At 53.4% G+C, this 21,024-nt stretch carries 17 protein-coding genes; 14 read left to right on the top strand and 3 right to left on the bottom strand.

What is annotated here, in order from left to right; genetic code table 11:
* The first annotated feature begins 469 nt into the window (after positions 1-469).
* From PQG83_RS07975 to PQG83_RS07955, 5 genes are all read left to right on the top strand, one after another.
* The gene (locus tag PQG83_RS07975; protein WP_312748370.1) at positions 470-4,915 is read left to right on the top strand and encodes a DEAD/DEAH box helicase; all 4,446 of its coding nucleotides are present in this window, start codon (positions 470-472) and stop codon (positions 4,913-4,915) included.
* An 11-nt stretch (positions 4,916-4,926) separates the two neighbouring features.
* Positions 4,927-5,937 (top strand): VanZ family protein, encoded by a 1,011-nt coding sequence (locus PQG83_RS07970; protein WP_312748369.1) that lies wholly within the window; start codon positions 4,927-4,929, stop codon positions 5,935-5,937.
* A gap of 311 nt (positions 5,938-6,248) precedes the next feature.
* Positions 6,249-6,728 carry a hypothetical protein gene (locus PQG83_RS07965; protein ID WP_312748368.1) on the top strand — a complete coding sequence of 160 codons (480 nt, stop codon included), beginning with the start codon at positions 6,249-6,251 and terminating at the stop codon, positions 6,726-6,728.
* 134 nt (positions 6,729-6,862) lie between these two features.
* Positions 6,863-7,138: a hypothetical protein gene (locus tag PQG83_RS07960; protein ID WP_312748367.1), complete on the top strand. Its 276-nt coding sequence runs from the start codon at positions 6,863-6,865 to the stop codon at positions 7,136-7,138.
* Between the two features lie 296 nt (positions 7,139-7,434).
* Positions 7,435-7,677: a hypothetical protein gene (locus tag PQG83_RS07955; protein WP_312748366.1), complete on the top strand. Its 243-nt coding sequence runs from the start codon at positions 7,435-7,437 to the stop codon at positions 7,675-7,677.
* Positions 7,678-7,698: 21 nt separating this feature from the next.
* On the opposite strand, the gene PQG83_RS07950 is transcribed toward PQG83_RS07955, so the two are convergent.
* Positions 7,699-9,576, bottom strand: a complete 1,878-nt coding sequence (locus PQG83_RS07950) for a MutS family DNA mismatch repair protein (protein WP_312748365.1) — start codon at positions 9,574-9,576, stop codon at positions 7,699-7,701.
* 160 nt (positions 9,577-9,736) lie between these two features.
* On the opposite strand from PQG83_RS07950, the gene PQG83_RS07945 reads away from it, so the two are divergent.
* Complete coding sequence (locus PQG83_RS07945) at positions 9,737-10,678, top strand: 50S ribosomal protein L11 methyltransferase (RefSeq protein WP_312748364.1); 942 nt, start codon at positions 9,737-9,739, stop codon at positions 10,676-10,678.
* On the opposite strand, the gene PQG83_RS07940 is transcribed toward PQG83_RS07945, so the two are convergent.
* Both PQG83_RS07940 and PQG83_RS07935 read right to left on the bottom strand, forming a co-directional pair.
* Entirely contained in the window at positions 10,636-11,031 is a 396-nt protein-coding gene (locus PQG83_RS07940) for a hypothetical protein (RefSeq protein ID WP_312748363.1), read from the bottom strand. The two genes, PQG83_RS07945 and PQG83_RS07940, sit on opposite strands and share 43 nt — an antisense overlap.
* A 95-nt stretch (positions 11,032-11,126) precedes the next feature.
* Complete coding sequence (locus PQG83_RS07935; RefSeq protein ID WP_312748362.1) at positions 11,127-11,294, bottom strand: hypothetical protein; 168 nt, start codon at positions 11,292-11,294, stop codon at positions 11,127-11,129.
* A 270-nt stretch (positions 11,295-11,564) separates the two neighbouring features.
* Between PQG83_RS07935 and PQG83_RS07930 the strand changes: the two genes are divergently transcribed.
* The 8 genes from PQG83_RS07930 to PQG83_RS07895 all read left to right on the top strand — a co-directional run bounded on the left by PQG83_RS07930 (position 11,565) and on the right by PQG83_RS07895 (position 20,931).
* Positions 11,565-12,809, top strand: coding sequence for a TIGR03862 family flavoprotein (locus tag PQG83_RS07930; RefSeq protein ID WP_312748361.1), 1,245 nt, complete (start codon positions 11,565-11,567; stop codon positions 12,807-12,809).
* Positions 12,810-13,239: 430 nt separating this feature from the next.
* On the top strand, positions 13,240-13,890 hold the full coding sequence (locus tag PQG83_RS07925) for a tetratricopeptide repeat protein (protein ID WP_312748360.1): 651 nt from the start codon (positions 13,240-13,242) through the stop codon (positions 13,888-13,890).
* Between the two features lie 155 nt (positions 13,891-14,045).
* The gene (locus PQG83_RS07920; RefSeq protein ID WP_312748359.1) at positions 14,046-14,648 is read left to right on the top strand and encodes a mismatch-specific DNA-glycosylase; all 603 of its coding nucleotides are present in this window, start codon (positions 14,046-14,048) and stop codon (positions 14,646-14,648) included.
* A gap of 154 nt (positions 14,649-14,802) precedes the next feature.
* On the top strand, positions 14,803-15,867 hold the full coding sequence (locus tag PQG83_RS07915; RefSeq protein WP_312748358.1) for a S1C family serine protease: 1,065 nt from the start codon (positions 14,803-14,805) through the stop codon (positions 15,865-15,867).
* Between the two features lie 372 nt (positions 15,868-16,239).
* A complete protein-coding gene (locus PQG83_RS07910; RefSeq protein WP_312748357.1) occupies positions 16,240-16,578 on the top strand; it encodes an STAS domain-containing protein in 339 nt (112 codons plus the stop codon).
* 343 nt (positions 16,579-16,921) lie between these two features.
* The gene (locus tag PQG83_RS07905) at positions 16,922-18,160 is read left to right on the top strand and encodes a geranylgeranyl reductase family protein (protein ID WP_312748356.1); all 1,239 of its coding nucleotides are present in this window, start codon (positions 16,922-16,924) and stop codon (positions 18,158-18,160) included.
* Between the two features lie 270 nt (positions 18,161-18,430).
* Positions 18,431-20,239 (top strand): ABC-F family ATP-binding cassette domain-containing protein, encoded by a 1,809-nt coding sequence (locus PQG83_RS07900; protein ID WP_312748355.1) that lies wholly within the window; start codon positions 18,431-18,433, stop codon positions 20,237-20,239.
* An 89-nt stretch (positions 20,240-20,328) separates the two neighbouring features.
* Positions 20,329-20,931: a tetratricopeptide repeat protein gene (locus PQG83_RS07895; protein ID WP_312748354.1), complete on the top strand. Its 603-nt coding sequence runs from the start codon at positions 20,329-20,331 to the stop codon at positions 20,929-20,931.
* Positions 20,932-21,024: the final 93 nt, after the last annotated feature.

The raw sequence follows: 21,024 nt of genomic DNA, 5'->3' as shown, positions 1-21,024 counted from the left end.
ACCCCTTTGATGATGGTTCACTACCCATATAGATGGTGAGTGGATTGTGCACCCAGACTGTCATTGCTCCGATGATTGTCTATCGGTGACTTCCCTGGGTGTACGAAACAGCGTATGAAAACCTCTTTCATGCAAGTATTCTTCATGTGAGAGGGTGGGCCGGATCGACCGAGCACCCGTAATCATTGCAATTTCGGATGATAACGATCTCCGACATGCCTGCCCGTTACGAATCTTTGCCATTCTGAAAGTAACGAAGGATCTCGCTCAGCTTGGGGTGTCCAATGCGGGAGAGAGATCCTTCGTACTGCGCCTTGGAAGAAGGTTTAGCACGTGACATAATGTGCTTCGTGGTCCCGTCTCACCTATGCCTTCCGTCATCCCGGCTTATGTTTGTTCTTGCTGGAAATGCCTAGATACAATATGCTTTTCCCTTCTACTCAATCTGTGAAGTCCACCGCTTAAGGACATGGGTGACTCTATGCCGCTGAAGGCTTTTCATCCGGTTGTACAAGAATGGTTTACGACGAAGCTCGGGGCACCGACCGATGTGCAACGGGCCAGCTGGCCCGCCATTCATTCCGGACAGCATGCGTTGATTTCCGCACCCACCGGCTCCGGGAAAACGCTGGCGGCCTTTCTCACATGCATCGACCATTTACTGCGGCAGGCGATTGGCGGAGAATTGGAGGACGGCATCCAGGTCGTCTATGTTTCCCCCCTGCGGGCACTGAGTCATGACATTCACAAAAATTTAGAACTGCCATTGGCTGAGATTAGCGAGTTGGCTCTCTCTGCCGGATTTTTGGGGCCGAGGATTCGGGTAGAGGTCCGAACCGGAGATACGCCTCCCGCGCAACGCCAGCAACAGCTTAAGCACCCGCCTCACATTTTGGTGACCACGCCGGAGTCGTTGTTTCTCCTGGTGACGGCCAAGCGGAGTCGCGAACTGTTGACCGGCGTGCATACGGTGATTGTTGATGAAATCCATGCCCTCGCCCCCAATAAACGCGGCGCGCATCTGACGTTGTCTCTTGAGCGGTTGGATGCCGTGACCTCCCGGCGGTTGGTGCGCATCGGCCTGTCCGCTACGCAGAGACCATTGGACACCGTGGCACAATTTCTATTGGGTGAACCCGCGCATCGCGCGAAGGCTCAGCAACCTTCTCTCTTTGACTCCTCCCATTGCCACATTGTGGATATCGGCCATCGTCGGACGTTGGATCTGCAAGTGGAAGTCCCGAAAGATGAATTGGGTGCGATTGCCACGAATGCCATTTGGTCGGAGATCTATGATCGGATTGCCGACATCGCCCGCCCGCATCGTTCGACCCTGGTGTTTGTGAATACGCGCCGGATGGCAGAACGTGTCGCGCATCATCTGGAAGAACGTTTAGGCGAGAATCAGGTCGCGTCCCATCATGGCAGTTTGTCACGCAAGCTCCGTTTGGATGTGGAGGAGCGATTAAAGACGGGTCGGATTAAGGTGATGGTGGCGACCGCGTCCTTAGAGTTGGGGATCGATATCGGTTGTATTGATGTGGTGTGCCAGATTGGCTCGCCTCGCGCGATTGCCACCTGTCTTCAGCGGGTGGGGCGGGCAGGGCATCAGGTGGGGGCGGTTCCCCAGGGACGACTGTTTTGTACGACCCGTGATGAATTAGTCGAATGTGCGGCGGTGGTCCGGGCGATCCGGCAGGGGCAATTGGAAACCATTGAGATTCCTTTCGCCCCCCTGGATATTTTGATTCAACAGATTATCGCGGAAGTCGCGGCGCAGGAATGGGATGCACGTGATCTTTTTGCATTGTGCCGGTCGGCCTATCCGTATCGGGAGTTAACGTGGGAGAACTTTGAGTCCTTGTTGCAGTTGGTGGCCGAAGGATTTGTGCCGGGGCGCAGACGGCTGTATGCGTTAATGAGCTATGACCGTCATGAAGGCCGGCTCAGGCCGAAACGTGGAGGCCGGTTGGCTGCGTTAACCTCCGGTGGAGCGATACCGGAAACGGCGACCTATCAGGTCGTGGCAGAACCTGATGGAACCGTGGTGGGGACGGTAGACGAAGACTTCGCGATTGAGAGTCTGGCTGGAGATATCATGCTGCTGGGTACGACCTCCTGGCGTATTCGTGGAATTGAAACGGGGAAGGTTCGTGTGGAAGATGCCCATGGTGCTCCGCCCAACATTCCTTTCTGGCGAGGGGAAGCGCCGTCCCGATCGCTGGAGTTATCTCAGGCCGTGGCCGACGTGCGAGAGCAGATCTTTCAGTTACTTAAACAGGGTGCCGCTCCCGGAGATGAGAACGCGCGCCTTTGGTTGTATGAAGCATGCGGAGTTGATGCGGCGGGTGCCGATCAATTGCTGGCCTATGTAGCCGGAGGGACACAGATTCTTGGAGGTGTCCCGACGCAGACCTGTGTGATTGCGGAACGGTTCTTTGATGAAGCCGGAGGGATGCAACTGGTGCTGCATGCGCCGTTTGGTGGCAGACTCAACCGAGCATGGGGGCTGGCATTACGCAAACGATTTTGTGTGAATTTTGATTTTGAATTGCAGGCGGCGGCTACCGATGACGGGTTGGTGCTGTCGCTTGGTGAGCAGCATAGTTTTCCTCTGGAGGCCATTTTTGGATTTGTGCATCCCAACACGGTGCGGGAAGTGCTCATCCAAGCCACGCTGGCGACTCCGCTTTTTCTCACACGCTGGCGATGGAATGTGACCCGTGCGTTGGCTCTGTTGCGATTTCAACAGGGCAAACGTGTGCCGGTGCATCTTCAACGTATGCGGGCGGAAGATTTATTGGCGGCCGCGTTTCCGATGGCGGCCGCCTGTGGCGATAACCATGTTGGGGATATTCCGGTGCCGGATCATCAGTTGGTCCAGGAAACGCTGCATGATTGTTTGACGGAGGCCATGGATCTGGCGGGCCTGCGTCAGGTGCTTGAGCGGATCGAGAATCAGGAGATCCAGGTGCGGGTGGTGGAATCACCTGTGCCTTCGTTGTTCGCCCATGAGATTTTGAATGCCAATCCCTATGCATTCCTGGATGATGCGCCCCTGGAAGAACGACGTGCGCGTGCCGTGAATCTTCGGCGGACCTCGCCCTCTGCCTTTGACGGGAATATCGGGACATTGGATGCGGCAGCGATTGATGCGGTGGTTGAGGAAGCCTGGCCGTTGGTTCGTGATGCCGATGAACTGTTCGACGTGCTTCAGGTTCTGGGATGGTTGCCATTCGCCATGGGTGAGTCGTGGCATGAGATGGGGGATGCGTTACTGTCGTGTGGCCGTCTCCTGGTGTTGCGGGTGCCGGTTGAGGGACTTCCAGAAACGGTAGCCGTTGAGGGTTGGACCACCAAAGAACATCTGACGCGTCTTCAGGCCTTGTTTCCGGAGGCAAAGGTGGTGGCGGGTCTCATGGATTCACGTGCCTTATCTGTGGGAGAGGAATCGGCCACGTCGGCATCTGCTGCACGTGATATCGTGCAAGGCTGGATGCCGCACGTCGGTCCGGTGACTGCTGATGAATTGTCCAGGAAATTGAATGTGCCTGCGCTACTCGTGCAGCAAGCTCTCTTGCAATTGGAAGGAGAAGGTCAGGTTCTTCGAGGTCATTTTCGTTCTTCCTCCCGGATGGATTCTTTGGCCGGCTCCTCGACGAGAGAAGAGCAGAGGATTGGTAACCATGTCGTCGAAGAAGAATGGTGTGATCGCAGTCTTCTGGCTCGTATTCATCGGCGTACGGTCACGTCTTTGCGCCGGGAAATCGAGCCGGTCGCCGCATCGGATTTTATGCGGTTTCTCTTTCGATGGCAGCATCGGGCTCCTGGAACACAATTGCACGGAGAAGCCGGGTTACGTGAAGTGATTCACCAGTTGGCAGGATTTGAAGCGCCGGCTTCAACGTGGGAATCTTCACTTTTCACAACCCGCCTGGCTCACTACAAACCCGAATGGCTGGATCATTTGTGTCTGCGGGGGGAAGTGGCCTGGGGACGCCTGACCCCTCCGGAAAGCAAGGGCCCCCTCTTACCTGTGATAGAGACACGACAGGGAACAGACACCTCGGCCCTAGATGCTGGTGCGGCTGTTCCGGCATTCCGGCCACTGACTCCGACCAGACTGGCTCCCATTAGTTTTTTGCGACGGCAGGATGTAAGTTGGATTTTGGGTGTGGCCAAACCTGGAACATCTGCAGGGGCGCTTGGAGGGGGGGTGCATCTGAGTGGTGTGGCACAAGCCGTTTGGGATTGTCTGGATCGTCGTGGCGCGTGTTTTTTTGCGGATCTGACCGGTCGGACGGGACACCTGGCCGCGGAAGTGGAGCAGGCCCTGTGGGAACTTGTGGCAACAGGGTTGGTAACCGCTGACGGGTTTGATCCCATGCGGGCTCTGCTTGATCCTCGACGTCGGCGGGCCGAGGGCAAGGATCGCGCGCGACGGCCGGGGCACAGTGTCGGGCGTTGGGATCTGTTCCAGGGCGATCCCGGGGCACATGATGAGGAACCGCAGGTTCGTCCTCATCCACATGAGCAGTGGGCCAGGCAATTGGCACATCGTTATGGCGTGGTCTTTCGTGATCTGCTCAAACGGGAATCATTGCCGGTGACCTGGCGGGAACTGTTAGTCCAATACCGAAAGCTGGAATGGCGGGGTGAGATGCGGGGTGGCCGGTTTGTCAATGGTTTTACGGGGGAACAGTTCGCATTGCCGGAGGCGGTAGAATCGTTGCGGGCGGTACGCCGTGATATTCAAGCCGGGGCGCAAGAGATTCGTCTATCGGCCGCCGATCCGTTAAATCTGGTCGGCATCATTTTGCCGGGCGAACGAATCTCTGCCCACACCTCGAAACCGATTGTTTTCCGCAACGGTGTGCCGTCTGCCGATATCGTCTCCGTCGTGAGTCTGGCTTGATCGAGCGTGTTGTGACAGACCAGACAGACCAGAAATTCAATCAGGGATCCATGGTATCCCGGTTCCTGGTCCCGGGTCTGGTATTGGTCCTCTTGGGACTGCTGGCTCTCCCTTGGATTCCCGTACCCTCCGATACTCGTCTTTGGAAAGCCCTCAATGACTTTGGCCATGTTCCACTGTATGGCGGCGTGGCTATCATCTTATTGTTTCTTGCACGGCAATTTGGTGAACCACGGGGGTGGTCTCTGGTCAGCCAATATACCATCGCTGTTATAGGAGTGGTGCTGCTGGGTGTGGTGAGCGAAGGCATCCAAGCATGGATGCCGAGTCGGCATTCAGAATTGGCGGATTTTCTTCGTGATGTGGTGGGGGCCGTGTGTGCGCTGGGGGTTTTTCTCACGCTCGATCGCCATCTCGTTGGAAAATGGGTCGTGTGGCAGCAGGCTCCACGAAAACACCTGGTCTACGCCGGAGTCGGGTTGCTCATCGTGATCGCCTTGAGTCCTGTGTTCACGTGGTCTTATGCGTATTGGGACCGAACCGCGCGCTTCCCATCGCTCTGTCAATTTTCTTCCGTGTGGGAAATGATGTTCGTTCAGGCGACGGATAGTGAACTCCGGATTGTTCCTCCGCCGGTAGGCTGGGACAAATCCCGGAACGATACAGTGGGCCATGTCATGTTTTACCCGGAGAAATATCCTGGCATTCGAATTGACGAACCCTATCCGGATTGGCGAGGGTTTTCGCATTTCCGCGTTGAGGTGTATTCCGAATTGCCCGTCGCACAATCGCTGACCATTCGAATTCATGATGCTCACCATAATCACGAATATGCGGATCGGTTTAATCGGGCCGTCCTCATTTCGCCAGGCCTCAACCATATTCATATCCTCTTGGATGACATACGCCACGCCCCGCTTGGACGGGAATTGAATCTCGGCGCGATCAAGAATGTGATGCTTTTTGCCATACGCCCACCGGAAAAATTTTCCCTGTACGTGGATAATATCCGACTCGAATAGAGTCGCCAGTGCGAAGGGGAGGGAGCCATTCGGGGCCATGGAGAGCACTCAATCATTGACAGAATCATGTATAGCATTTGCGGTGGCCTCGAACACGCCAACCCTGGGTTGTCGTTGACGAGAGTTAAGTGAGGGTCGGTTTTGTCATCGGAGCCTGCTAGACAAATGGACACATGTGGGTACAATAGATTCAGATCCAACTGGTTCATGGCCTGACAAGGTCGTGAATCTGAGAGGAACGGACCGGGGCCCAAAAAAATCTGTTCGGCGGGCGATTCCCATCTGGAATCTCAACAGAAGGTGAATTATCAATGGTATCTGACATAATGACATTTCCCTCCGCTTTTGCTGTTCGATGGGTTCTCTGGGTTTTGGCTTGTTTGCAACTGGGGTTGGTTGGTTGCCACGTCACGTTAATTTCTTCTTATGATCCGGAAATGGATCGGACGGCAACCTCGCTCCAAAAAAAAATGGATGCTTTTTTAACCAGACTCGAAACCCATGCCGGGGAATCGCAGGCTCATTATTCGTGGGATCAGGTCTTTTATCAGGACTATCTGGTCGAGCTTCGCTCACTGCGACTGCGGGCACAGAGTGATCTTGCGAATGAGTTTACGGCCAAGCAGTTGACGCTCATGATGGATAATTTTGAGCAACTCCGGTTAGCCCATGAAGCGGGGCCCCTTCCGATTCCCACGATACAGGCCACCCGGGACTTATTTAATCAAGGCTGGCAGGCTATTATCGCGCAAGAAATCGCCAAGAGGCGAGGAGTGGATCCACAGAGATAAGATTCAGCGGGAGATTCTGCGGGTTGGTGTGAAAGATGAGTGATGTGGCTTGAAATGTTGAGTCATGCAATATGGTTTTATTAATGCTATGAAGCAATCTTGACCGGACTAGGGCCCTTCGCTAAGATCTGCGTATGCCTAGACCACCATTTCCTACGGGTCCCCGACCAACGTCACGGATGGGTGGGGCTCGTCCACCGGCTCCTCCAGGCTCACCCAAGCAATTCGAATCGCTTCGAGCGTCGTTGCTGTTTTGTCCAAAATGTCAGACCGCGACGCCAGCCCGTGAACGTCTTCTTTTAGTGCTCCCTACCGGAAGTCTCTATGAATACCTTTGTGCCCATTGCGGGACTTCCACCGGTTCTAAAACCGATCAGGCTCAAAGCGAAGTTCGCCTCATCACTCCTTAAATTCCGGTTGCATCGTTTTTGACGGAGGTTTTTTGTGCTACGGCTCCGTCCTTTGGATCTGGCTGGGCCTCGAGGCGTTTCGACCTGGGCACAGATTCTTCGCCGTGGGCTCAGAATGACAATGTGCAATCAGGTGGCCCCGCAAGTACTAAGAGGAGAGCCAAATTCGACAGAATTACGCCAAGATTGATTCCCAATGAAAAATGTGATGACCCTGCATCTGTTTTTTCCGCATTTAGTCAGCGGGGATCCATCAGAAAAAGTCTCAGATGGATTCCCGATAAGCAATGTCGGGAATGACCAGATGGGTGAATTTTTGGGCAGCCGGCGGCAGGCATGACGGGGAGTTGGCGCCTTCTATTATTCTGCTTGTGAGGCTGTTGAATATTTTAGATATGTGGCCTTTTCATGAACCGATGCGTGACCGAGGTCCACAAAAGAAAAATAGTGGAGTGTTCAAAAAGGCTCGTCCAGCAAGGCCGCAGCCGCTTGGACGAGCGGAGCGTACGGATGAGTACGTGAGCACGGCCAAGGGGTGAGAACGCGGCTGGCGGCCTTTTTCAACACCCCTTATGTGGATTTGTGGAATGATCGGGAGGGACGGGAAGACCTTCCTGGGCCATGATCCGGAGTGCATTGGTGGTCGGGCAAGGGCCTGGTCGCAGTCGATAATCGAAATGCAACGTGCCTGCTTCAACGGTTTCCTGAAAGTGGGCATTTTGAATATGCCCGTTTCCACTGGCCAATCCTGTGAGTTCCAAATCATGGGTTGAAATCATTCCCATTCCACGGCTTTGTTGCAGGGCCTGCACAAAGGCTTCGCTTCCGGCCAGGCGTTCCCGGTTATTGGTGCCCCGATAGATTTCATCAATGAGAAAGAGGACCGGGTGAGGATTGGTGCTTTCCACCGCCTCCAGAATAACTTTCAGGCGTTTGACTTCGGCGTAAAAATACGACAAGCCTTCATCCAGGGCATCCGTGACTCGTATGCAACAATAGAGACGCAACCAGGTCCAGGAAAAAATAACGGCGCACACCGGACCACCTGCCTGAGCCAGGCACACATTGATGCCGACCGTTCGTAGAAAGGTGCTTTTTCCAGACATGTTTGAACCGGTCACCAGAAGGAGATGGCCTTCCCCTCGTAACTCCAAATCATTGGTCACGCGATGCGCACGGGCAATAAGCGGGTGGCCGAGACTGCCTGCGGTCAGTCCTTGAGTGTCCGGGGTGGTATTTGTGGTTTCGAGTTGTGGCCAGAGGTAATCGGGATTCAAGTAGGCATAACGCGCAAGGGCACCGGCGGCATCCACTGTCCCAATGGTATCCAGCCAGTCGGGAAGTGTCGTGCGAAGGCGCGAGATGAGGCGATTGAGTTTTCCGACAAACCACAGGTCCCAGGGCACCAGAGCATTGAGGCCTAAATGCACGAGTGGATGAGCTTTAACGCTGAGCCCCTGACAGATCCGGCTGAGCTGTTTCAAGCTCTGAGTCGGACGATTCTGTTGAGTCAAAATAGGCTGGCAGACCTGTCGCATTGTTGGTTGATGCAGGAAGGTTGATTGTTCAAGTTCGGTAATCAGGCTGACAAGTTTTTCCAGTTCTTCATGAAGGGTGAGCACCCGGCCGAAAAGCGGGTGGATGGATCCCGAGAGGAGAAAATAGGTTCCGATATAAAGGGTCAGGGGAAGCAGCCAGAAATTCGGGGTCCCCGCGAGGAGCGTCCAGAGTCCTAAGACGATGGTGAGACTCGTCAGTGCACATGCTGCGAAGATAATCAGCGGCAAATGCCTGATGGAGACGGGTGCTTCGAGCAAGGAAAGAATGCGGGTTCCATTCAGCCGATCGGAGCTAATGAGCCGGTTGGCTAAAAGACAGCGATCCCTCAAACGGGTGAGTGGAGTGAGTTCTTTCACCAAGGTCTGCCTGGTTGTCCATGAGAGACCGTCCGGTTCAGGAAGATTGGACTGGAAAAGCCAGGTGGCGACGCGGTGTTGACCTATGGAGGAAAAGGTGGTGTCGATCAAGCTCAATAAAGAATGCGGACCTGTGAGGTCGAGGTCTATGGCGAATGGATGTCGCTCAGGGGCCCGGTGTTCGTAGGCGGCTATGTGTGGCCAATCAAGTTGCAGTCGCGCCAGGCTGTCTTTTTTGATGTCCAGCCAGAGCTGTAATCGATGCAATCGGGATTTCAATCGCTGGTGAAACCAGGATATAGTGAGAAATCCAATGAGGAAGAGAATCAGGAGACCATTGCCGGTATGAAACCACGCTTGTTGATACACTCCGATCGTGATAGCGGCTCCCGCTAGGAATGTTCCCATTCTCCATCGGCTGAATTGCCGGCTGGCGATGGTGCCTTTCGCCTGCATCCGCTCGGTGCGGTGAATAAGGCGAAGAATCGCCTGTTCTCGTCTGTCAGTGGTGGTACATTTCATAGGGCCTGCGGACATTAGCCGCTCTGCGTGATCCCGTCAATAACGTGGAATATCGTGAGGTGCCTATTGAACCAACCAGACAGGCGCGTTCTCATGGCACAGAGCCCTTAATGAACCCCTTTTCTCCTTATGGCTGGCGCCTATTTGAAGAGAGCCTTCTGTGCCTTTCCGCCAAGGATTGGGTGGCAGGAGTCGCGTACTTTTGGAAACCTTTACCGATGGAATAGCTCCTATGGATGCGGCTGCCTTTGAAATTACTATTCCCATTTCCGTGGATGCCGCTGAGTTAGCGGGGATTCTCGATTGCCAGGAATTTCTTGGAGCATGGGACGCGGAGGGATCCACCGTGCTGTATTGGAGTAAGAATGGAGCAGAGATTCTTCAGCAGGTCCGGTCAGCGATCAGCGTATTGGGTGTGGCTCTTCCGGAAGGGGCTCTTCGGTTTCATCCGGTGAAGGCTCAGGATTGGAATGCCACATGGGCCGCGTCTGTTCAGCCCATTCGCATTGGCCGTCGAATTGGCATTCGCCCGAGTTGGGCCACCATGGAGATGCCCGAGGATGGAGTGGAATTGATTATTGATCCCAAGCAGGCGTTTGGGACCGGTCATCATGCCACGACCCAAATGATTCTTGAATGGTTGGAAGGGGTCACGTGGCTTCCAGGCATGAGGGTGCTGGATGTGGGGACGGGGAGCGGGATTCTTGCGATGGCGGCATTGCGCCTGGGAGCGACCAGTGCGCTGGGAATTGATGTGGATACCACGGCGCTCGACTGTGCCAGGGAATACGCGGTGGTGAACAACATTCAAGAAGCATTGACACTGTCCTCTTGCCCGTTGGCCACGCTTCCGGCCCAATCATTTGATGTCATTCTTGCCAACCTGGATCGCAGAACGATCCTTCACGTGATCGATCAATTTGCGAGGATGCGGGGTCCGCAAACACAGTTGGTGGTATCCGGGCTGCTGGAGGAAGATGAATTTGAGATTGTCCGGCAGTGTACAGAGTGCGGATGGCGTCAACGCCATGTCAGGGAGTGGGATGGCTGGTTAGCCATTCAGTTTGGAGTCGCGTCTCCCGACTCGTCATCTTCGGGCTGAGCCTCCAGGAATGTAATGAGGGCTTGGTAGGTGAGTTGCCGGACTTCCGCTTTCGACCCGGTGCCCTGATCCAGATTTTTTCTCAACCAGACGGTTTCCGAAATGTGCGTGGTTGCCTTATTGCACAGTGTCCACATCTGATGAAGAAACTCGATGGGAAGGCCAACCTGGACGCCTTCTGATTCGATACGGTCATCCAAAATAGCCAGGAGATCTGAGATCGCCTCGTCAGCCCGATAGGGTTGGGAAGCAAATCCGAAGCTGGCATGTGCGGCTTCCTCTTGTTTGGCCTGTTCGACTAAGTCATGCATATATTCCTTGAGCAGACCAATGATACGTCCGGAAATTCGCATAGGCGTCGTGGGGGATTCTTTCTGGAATGGTTGATCAGGTGAAGAATGTTTTTGAGATATAGGAGTTCCGATGATGATGACGGAGAGTCCATCGTTCAAACATCAAAAAGGGTGTCGACGTCCGGCTTTACCACGCCGGGAGGAAGTCCGGGCTTCCAGTCTCCGTATTTTCCATCTGGACGATGGAAGTATTGATTGTGTTGGCGTTTGATGATCCAATCCTCACCGTCGGCCCACAATTGTCGAATTTCTTCCTGCTCCATGAATTCCGGCCTCCTGTCTTGTGAAGTCTACTAGGGGAAGAAGTGATCCTGATGTATGCACTGACTCTATCTTAAATAAAACCGTTCTCTTCGGGCAATTCACTTTATGAATGAAAGAAAATTGGTGCGGTAAATTTTCTCTGAGGGGACTATGGATTAGGCTGGAATTCGAAATGCACGCTCAGGGACGTCAACCGACAATTGTCACCTGAGAAAGCCTTTTGACTTTCACCCTGGTGCCGGTCTGACATGATGTTGAAGCAGGGAACTATGAAAATTGCGGTGATTGGCGGGGGGCCGGCTGGTCTGATGGCTGCCGAGGCGGCGATTTCGGAGGGCGCATGCGTGGATCTGTATGACGCAATGGCGTCCGTCGGTCGAAAATTTCTGCTAGCGGGGAAGGGTGGGCTCAACCTGACGCATTCCGAACCATTAAAGAGATTTCTTGCACGATATGGCTCCCGGCAGGGACAGTTCCAATCGTTGCTCGCAGGATTTGGCCCTGATGCGTTACGCGAGTGGGCTCATGAACTGGGTGTTGAGACGTTTATCGGAACATCCGGACGGGTGTTTCCCACAGACCTCAAGTCGGCACCTCTTTTGCGCGCGTGGCTGCGCCGGTTGCGCCAGCTCGGTTTGGCGATTCATGTGCGGCATCGCTGGAGTGGCTGGGCCGAGACCGGATCCCTGCGGTTTGCCACGCCGCAAGGGGATCGTTACGTTTCTGCTGATGCAGTGGTGTTGGCATTAGGTGGTGGCAGTTGGTCCCGGTTCGGCTCCGATGGGGCGTGGGTGCCGTTGCTCGCCGGGCGGGGTGTTCCCATTGAACCACTAAAGCCTGCGAATTGTGGGTTTGATGTGGCTTGGAGTCCGCACCTCCGCGGACGCTATGCCGGCCATCCCGTGAAGCCGGTTGCCGTTGCGGGAACCACTCACGAGGGCGTTGAGTTCCGGCAACAGGGTGAATTCGTTCTGACGGAGACCGGCCTTGAAGGGGGAGTGATTTATGCGATTTCGGCATGGTTACGCGACGAGATCGTGAAAACAGGCACGGCCCTTCTTCGATTGGATCTGGCGCCCGATCGTGATGTGTCGCGGCTCATTTCAGAACTATCACGGCCGCGTGGTTCACGCTCGATGGCTAGCCACCTACAGCGCCGGGTTGGTATTTCAGGGGTAAAGGCCGGCCTTCTAAGGGAATGTGTGGCAAAGCAAGATTTTGCCGACCCCGTGCTGCTCGGGTCGGCCATCAAATCGCTGCCCGTGCGTCTTGTCGCGCCCCGTCCGTTAGAGGAAGCGATTAGTACGGCCGGCGGAGTGGCCTTCGAAGCCTTGGACCAGCGACTGATGATCCGTACCGTGCCCGGAGTCTTTTGTGCGGGAGAAATGCTGGATTGGGAAGCCCCAACCGGTGGCTATCTTCTAACTGCCTGTTTTGCCAGTGGCCATGCTGCGGGTGTTGGGGCTGCACGATGGCTCCAAAAGACGCGGAGCACCACTTTGGGAACGTTCTGACAACCGCTCATTCACAGCATGAGCTCTGCTCATAGACTCTTTCTCGTTGTCCCAACAGTAAATGGGTCTGTTGAAAAAAGCCGCCAGCGGCGTTCTCGCCATTTTTCCGTGCTCACGTACTACGCGTACGCTCCGCGCGTAAAAACGGCTGCGGCCTTGCTGGACGGACCCTTCGGAAAGACTCAGGGCATGCTTTTTTGAACCGACCAGGAGCCTTTGATGAGTAATCTAATCCTGGGAAAATTTGCCCTTGAACATCCTTATTATTCAACACTCCCTAAATGTCTCTCCCCTGTGTAATCGTAAGGGGAAAATTCTAATCCTGGGCGTTGGCATAAGCGGTTGACTTGGTTTAAAATATTTAATTGTTTTTGTCTGCACTTTCATTGGCTGGAAGTCACCGGTGTAACGCACGAAGGACTTGTACAAGATGACCGTTACTCATCGAATGCTTTATATCTTATTGGCCACTTTGCTGCTTTCCTGGTGGGTGATTCCCGGAGTCTGGGCTGAAGAATCTTCTCAGGTTCTGACAAAACAGGCGATGGATGAATGCCATGAAGGGAGACGGGCGAAGGAGGAAACGGTTCGGGTTGATCATTTTGAGCGGGGGCGAAAGTTGGCTGAAAGGGCGGTGGGGCTGGACGAACGTTCAGCCGATGCGCATTTTGCTCTGTTCTGTAATATCGGCGAGCGCATGCGCGCCAACGGAGAAGTGCTTTTCTCGGTGTTTGAATATGGACGGATGATGGAAGCTCTGGACAAGACCCTGTTGCTCAATCCTAATCATATGGATGCCCTTTCTTCCAAAGGGACGATCCTCATCGAAGTCCCCGGGTTATTTGGAGGAGACTCCGAAAAAGGCGAAGCGATGCTGCGGCAGGTGATTCAGCAGGAACCTCAATCCATTAATGCTCGCATGGTCGTTGCGCGTTCGTGTGCCGAGCGGGGAGAGGATCAAGAGGCTTTTGATTTAGCGAAAAAGGCACTCGAGCTTGCCAGGGCGGGAAACCGGGATGATCTTCTCCCTGAGGCTGAGAAAACATTTTCAGAAATTCAGACGAAACTGGCTTCCAAGTAAATCACGATCCGTTGTTGGCCCGGTGGCCGGTTGGATGAAATTCTTCTTCAAGCATTTCCGGTTTATTCTCCACAATCTCCTCGTATTCTCCGATCCATAGTCGCAGTCGTGCTAAAGGCTACACAGCACAATTCCCGGCTTCCTATATTTGAGACATGAAGACGCGTGAGGGTGTATCCAACGATCGAGGACGAATGGACACAAGTTATCCGCATTCAGGTCTTCCCGATTATCTGGTCCCCGGCTTATCCATTCTCTTTGTTGGAATTAACCCGGGTCTGCGTTCTGCAGAGGTCGGGCATCATTTTGCCGGGCCTTCCAACCGGTTTTGGAAATTACTGTTTGACGCCAGGCTGATCCCCTTTCCCATGACCTATCAGGATGATTGGCAATTGCCCGAATTCGGATATGGACTGACCAATCTGATTGCCCGGCCGACCGCCGGTGTTCAGGATTTGGAAAAACGGGATTTTCTGGAAGGACATCAGGCATTAGTGACCAAAATCACGAAATATCAACCTCGACTTGTGGCTTTGTTAGGAGTCAGTATGGCTCGCATGCTTCTCTCGTCCAAGGAGGCGCCCACGGCTGTCCAACGGTTGTCTGAACACCCTATTCAGGTTGGCCTGCAATCTCTTACCCTTGGGGATGCTCCTGTTTGTGTGTTGCCGAATCCGAGTGGGAGAAATGCCCATTATTCCTATCAGCATATGAAAGCGTTGTTCGGTGGGTTGAAGGATTGGGGCCAACCTGCATGAGCCGCAGGCATGGCGGGTCAGTTGCCGACACAAACCAGTCGTTCGCATCCGGCAGAGAAAAGCACGTTGAACTCGCGGATGAGGTGTTCAGAGATAAGTCTTATTTACCTGTTTTATTGTTGAATATCATTGAGAGAGGGAGTCGGTTCGAAGGATGAGTATTGTTACGCGCTATGCAAGCCATTCTGAAACGCGGAGGGTACGGATGAGTGCTGACAGGTCGATTTTCATTGGACTTGTTTTTGTTGTAGGGCTTGGGTACTTCGTTGGGTTGGGAGAGGCTTCGGCCATTCCGATTTCCCAGGCCATTGAACAGGCGAAGGTGGCGACAGTCGGGATCCTCCCGGCTGATCAATCTGAGATTTCAGACAATAACTATGGGCTACCGGTCAGCATTCGCGGATCGGGCATCCATATTGGCCGGGGAGTGATTGTGACGGCACGGCATGCGGTAGAGCGAACCGAGGGAGGAAAAGTCATAATCCCGGACACCATTCATGTGGTGACGGACACCCTTTTTGAATTGCCGGCTGCTCGCCAGGGAGCCAATGCATACCTGGATGTGGCCGTGTATCAACTCCAGGGTTCCGAATCGGATTGGCCCCAAGCGCATGTCACGTTCGCCAAAGAAGATGTGACATATGGTGATCAGGTCTTTACGGTCGGGTATCCACTGGGTTGGGGGCCGGCGATTAACTTTGGTACGACTGGAAATCCCAATACGTTTTTGCCGACGGTGAACAGTCGATTAATGCAGGTCGATATGTCCGTGTGTAGCGGCAATTCTGGCGGGGGGCTGTTGAATCAACATGGACAACTGGTAGGGCTTATGCATGCCATCATTCAAACGGAAACACCGCATGATGATCGACGGTGTGCCCGATTGGCTTTTGCGCTCCCGGGACCGTTGGTTCAACGGGTGGTGACGGCCGTTTTGGCTGATAGGGTGCCGGGGTTTTCGGTGCTGGGGATTCAGCTCCAAACACTGAGGATGGGAAGTCGTTGGGCGCTGGTCGTGGCCAAAGCCACCGGTCCCTCACGCCATGCGGGATTTAAAAAAGGCGATGTGTTGATGGCCATTAATGATGTCCTGATTACCACACCGGCACAATTGAAAAATTATCTGATTGAGCGAACGGAACCCGGCCAGGTTGTCGAGCTCAGGGTTCAGCGTGGAGATGCTCAGGAGCTGCTCTCGGTTACGTTGGGTCGATCCTGAGAGAACATTCAGTTTGAAAATAAAGGAGCTCCGTGTGTTTGGCTTCCGGCAAAGAGCTTGCCTCTCTTTGTGAGGTTCCCTTGGGTTCCATGACGGGCCGCTAGGCACAGGGGAGTATGGTTCGTCTTCCCTGGCAGATATTCCTCAACCCATTCTTTTTCCTTTCTGCTGACTTTTTCACTCATTTTTGAGCGTGCATTTCTCAACCCGGGAAGAGGCTCAAGATAGTACGTAACGCTGTTGAACGTTCATAAATCAGGCCGTAACCCTCAAGATTCCCTCTAAATGATCCGATAGATCCACCAAAGCCAAAAAACAGGGGGCAATCTACGTGCGAGCGGATCATGGAAAGAGGAGGAGCAATGCCCAGCCATGATTATTAAAGAACGAAACATGAATGGCTTGCCGGTCGTAAGTCTTTCAGGAAAATTGGATATATTTTCAAAAAATGCCTTTAAGGAGACCGCAGAAAAATATACAGACCCGAATTCAAAAGGGCTTATCCTGGATTTTCAAGGAGTGACCTTTTTGGATAGTGTGGGGTTAGGGGCTTTGGTGCTCCTTGCCAAGACCTTCATGAAACTCAAAGGGCGGATGATTATTGTAAACCCTCAGGATCCGGTGAAGACCCTTTTATCCGAAATGCATATGGAGAGAATCATTCCCATGTATACAACGGATTCCGAATTTTCGACATTTTCTGAGCTCTAGCTTTCCTATCTCTCCCTTCTTCTTCCTTTCCCGGTTGTCTGTTTTGGTAAGGGATCCTTTGGGATTCTTTGACGGGTCAGCCACCTATCTTCCCTGACCTCTTTCAGCTCTTGAGGGACAATGTGGTGAATCATTCTCTATTCCCGGGCTATCACGCTCCACTGTGGGCATTTGGGTCTTTTATTGAGAGCGGTGAAGGGGTAGTCAACGTAGGGAGAATTCCAGTACAGTAGGAACAGATTTTCAAAAGAGAACACAGTTTTTCGTAACCGGATAGCCTCCTACTTTCTAACCTGTTCAGGTTTGTCTCGCAAGTTCATTCACGACGGTTCATCTCTGACCTGTGACTCCTCCTCTTCATTCCTTTCAGTACGATGTGATTGTCGTGGGCATGGGGCCGGCGGGGGCTTCGACCGCATATGAGTTGAGCCGATTGGGGATGTCCGTGATGGCGTTTGATAAGCAGGTTCATCCCAGGTACAAAGTCTGTGGCGGAGGGCTCTCCGCCAGAATTGAGAAAATTCTTCCGGCCGATTTCAAAACGATTATTGAGGGGACGGTGTATCGTGTGCAATTTATATATGGGGGAACGGATTTCTTTATTGTCGAATCTCCGCGTCCGGTGGCCTACATGGTCATGCGTAAGACCTTCGATCAATGGTTGGTCGAGAAAGCCCGGCAGGTTGGAGTAGAAATCCGGGAAGAGGAGTCCGTCGTCGCCATTCAGGAATTAGAGAATGGGGTCGAAGTGACCACTGGGAAGGGACGGTATCGCGGCCGGATCGTCATCGGAGCCGATGGAGCGACGAGTGTGGTGGCTCAACAATGTTTCCCCGGGCGGGAGGTCGTCAATATTCCTGCGTTGGAAAGTGAATACCATGGAGACACACCTCATGCGTTTCAGTGCTCACAAACAGTATTAATCAGTTTACGCGCAGCAAAAAAAGGATACGGCTGGGTCTTTCCGAAGGAACAAGGCCTCTCGCTGGGTGTGGGTGAATTTATTCGTGGCAGAAATCGTCCTAAACGTAGTTTTGAGGAATTTATTAGTCATGAATCTGCTTTGGCCGGGCTTTCGATTCCTTCTCCCTTAGGACACCCCCTCCCAATTGCCCATCATCCGGCGTATCGCCCAGGACATCGATGGACTGGAAGCTTGGTGCGGTCTCGAGCCGTGTTGGTTGGCGATGCCGGTCATTTGGTTGATCCGTTACTGGGAGAAGGAATTTATTATGCTGTCCGATCCGGACAATTGGCGGCAGTCAGTGTGGCTTCCAGTATTAGGGATCCACGGCATCGGTTGGAGGAATATGAAAGGAATGCGGAAGCTGAATTCGGATTGGAATTTCGAGTGGCTTCTCGATTAGGAGCCATCATTTATGGATTACCTCGATCCTGCCATTGGTGGGCCGGCCGGACGTTTCCCGACGCCTATCAACGGGTGCTTGGGCGCTATTGTGAACTCTTACAGGGACATGAAACGTATCAGACGCTTTGGGCCAAAATTCTCCAACGACTGAAACGTCCATTTATGTGTTCATGGCCAGGGAGGTGTGAGAATGGTGGAGAGGACAGAGAGTGATAATGGTCTGTGGTTGGGATAATGGTGCTCAAGGTTGGCACCGACTAATGCCATTCGGCATTCATGAAATTTACATAGAAGCGTGCGTGAGGTCGTCTTTTAGCAAACAGATCCCGTAGCTTGGTTTCTGCCTCTGGAGACAGGTATGTTGAAAGGGGGGTATTTCTTGCGTGAGTCCGGTCTGGCAGGAATGGGGGCGTTCCCCAGGTGGGAAGGGATAATATTTATGTCCGGTTTATGAAGGTCGGACTTTGAAGGAGTGTGATACGTATGTCAGCGCTGATTTATGGACAGAAGCTTACCAAAGCCTATGGGACCAAGCGTCTCTTCCAGGAACTGACCCTAGGCATTTCAGAAAAAGACCGGATCGGAATTATCGGGCCGAATGGATCGGGGAAAAGTACCCTCCTTCGAATTTTTGCCGGGCTTGAACAGCCGGATGAGGGAAGAGTCACTCGACGGCAGCATCTTCGCATTGCCTATATTCCCCAACAGGCTGATTTCGATTCGGAGTCTACGGTCGCCGAGGAAATCGAACGAGCAGCCTTGGCATCCGGCCTCCACGCGCATGACTGTGTGGCTCGGGTGCAGGAGACATTGGGACGCATGGGGTTTGGTCAAGGCGATCAGCCCGTGGGCCCTCTTTCAGGCGGATGGAAAAAGCGGCTCGCCATTGCCTGTGGGTTTGTTCAGGCGCCGGATGTCATGCTGGTGGATGAGCCGACGAACCATCTCGATCTGGAAGGGATGCGTTGGTTGGAGCAGGTGATGTCCCAGGCTCCATGGCCGTGGGTCATGGTGAGCCATGATCGATGGTTTCTTGGGCATGCCACCAATAAGATTGCTGAAATCAATCGGAGATATCCGGATGGGATTTTTCTTGTTCCGGGAAGCTATGAAGAGTTTCTGGTTAAGCGGGAAGAATTTCTGAATAGCCAAACTCAACAGGCTCAGGCATTGGCGGGAAAGGTTCGTAGGGAAGAAGAGTGGCTTCGTCGAGGGCCCAAGGCTCGATCCACTAAAGCGAAATCGCGCATAGATTCAGCCCATGCGTTGCAGGCTGAATTAGCTGAGACCCAGGTGCGTTTGCGACAAGAGGAAACCTCGATCGATTTTGTCGGCTCGGGTCGTCGCACAAAACAGTTAATAGTTGTCCATCAGCTTCGAAAGACGTTCGGCCCGCGAACCATTATCCAAAAATTGGACTGGGTCATCTCACCGGGAACCGCCACAGGGGTCTTAGGTCATAATGGTTCGGGGAAGTCCACCCTGTTGAAATTACTTGCCAAGGAATTGGAGCCTGATCAGGGAAGCGTAACGTATGCGGATAAATTGCAAGTCGTATATTTTGACCAAAATCGTGATCAACTCGATCCAAAGATGACCCTGCGGCGGACGTTGTCGGATTCGGGACATACCGTCATGTACCGGGGCCAGACCGTGCATCTGGCTGGATGGGCCAAACGGTTTCAGTTTCAGCCTGAACAATTGGATCTCCCTATTGAGTTGCTTTCCGGTGGCGAACAAGCCCGTGCAGTCATTGCCCGGTTAATGCTGCAGTCCGCCGACGTGTTGATTGTGGATGAGCCTACGAACGACTTGGATATTCCGACAAGAGAAGTGTTGGAAGAAAGTTTAAAAGAATTTCCCGGAGCCTTGATCCTGGTGACCCATGATCGGTACATGATGGAGGAAGTGTGTACGGATTTTGTAGGATTGGACGGGCAGGGAGCATACGGGCAATTTGCGGATTACGGACAATGGGAATCCTGGCTTCGCCGGCAACGGTCAGGCAAAGACCAGACCGGCACTCAATCGAAGAGTGTCCGTGCCACGGCTGAACGGCCAAAAGCAAAAAAACTGTCGTTTCGTGACCAGCAGGAGTATGACACGATAGAAAAACGGGTCCTTGATGCCGAGGCGGTACTCGAATTATGCCGTACTGAAACAGAAAATCCCAAAATTGCAGCGAATCATCACAAGCTTCAAGAAGCCTATGAAAATCTCAAGGCCGCCGAACAGGAAGTGGAACGTTTGTATACCCGATGGGCGGAACTTGAGGCCAAGCAACAGGCATAGAGTACAATGGATATATGGGATATATGCGCGCCTGTCTGTCTTTACCCGATGGTGAGTTGACCCTGTCGTGAGGCAAAGGGAGTCATGACATGATGATCCTGTCGGTTTTCACCCTGAGACTCAGCCTAATTTTCTTGCTCTGTTGGGTGGGAGTAGGGTGGGCCGGGTATGAGGAAGGAGAGGAGGCATACCTGCAGGAGAATTTTCCAGCCGCTCTGTCTGAATGGCGACCCTTGGCGGAAGAGGGAAATACCGAGGCACAGAACATGTTGGGCTATATGTACCGGTACGGGCAGGGAGTGCCGCAGGATTTTGAGCAGGCGCGACTGTGGTACCGTCGGGCAGCCGATCTTGGGAATGCCAGGGCTCAAAACAACCTTGGGGCGATGTACCGCCAGGGTTTGGGGGTCCCGCAGGACTTTCAAGAAGCCTTTCGATGGTTTCTACGGGCTGCCGAACAGGGCAATGGTGGTGCCCAAAATCATGTTGGCCTCATGTACTATAAAGGAGAAGGGGTCCGCCAGGACCTGGTGCAAGCCTATATGTGGGCATATCTGGCTGCACAGCAGGGCATAGATCCGTCGATCCAGGCATTAGATCTACTCTCGCAGGAGATGACCGCGGATCAGATCGCCGAGGCAACAGATCTTGCACGGAAATGGAAACCCAAAGGTGAAGAGGTTGCCCTTTAGATACCTGTCCCACGTCTCAGTATTGAGATGAGTTTTCTCCCCTTGCTTATGACGTGAGTAATGCCGGTCGTTGAGAAGCAAGGACTCTGGAGG

This window comes from Candidatus Nitrospira neomarina, from assembly GCF_032051675.1.
GTDB classification, from domain to species: domain Bacteria; phylum Nitrospirota; class Nitrospiria; order Nitrospirales; family UBA8639; genus Nitrospira_E; species Nitrospira_E neomarina.
The sequence above is the reverse complement of the archived record's forward strand: the minus strand, read 5'-3'. Positions and strand labels throughout refer to the sequence as shown.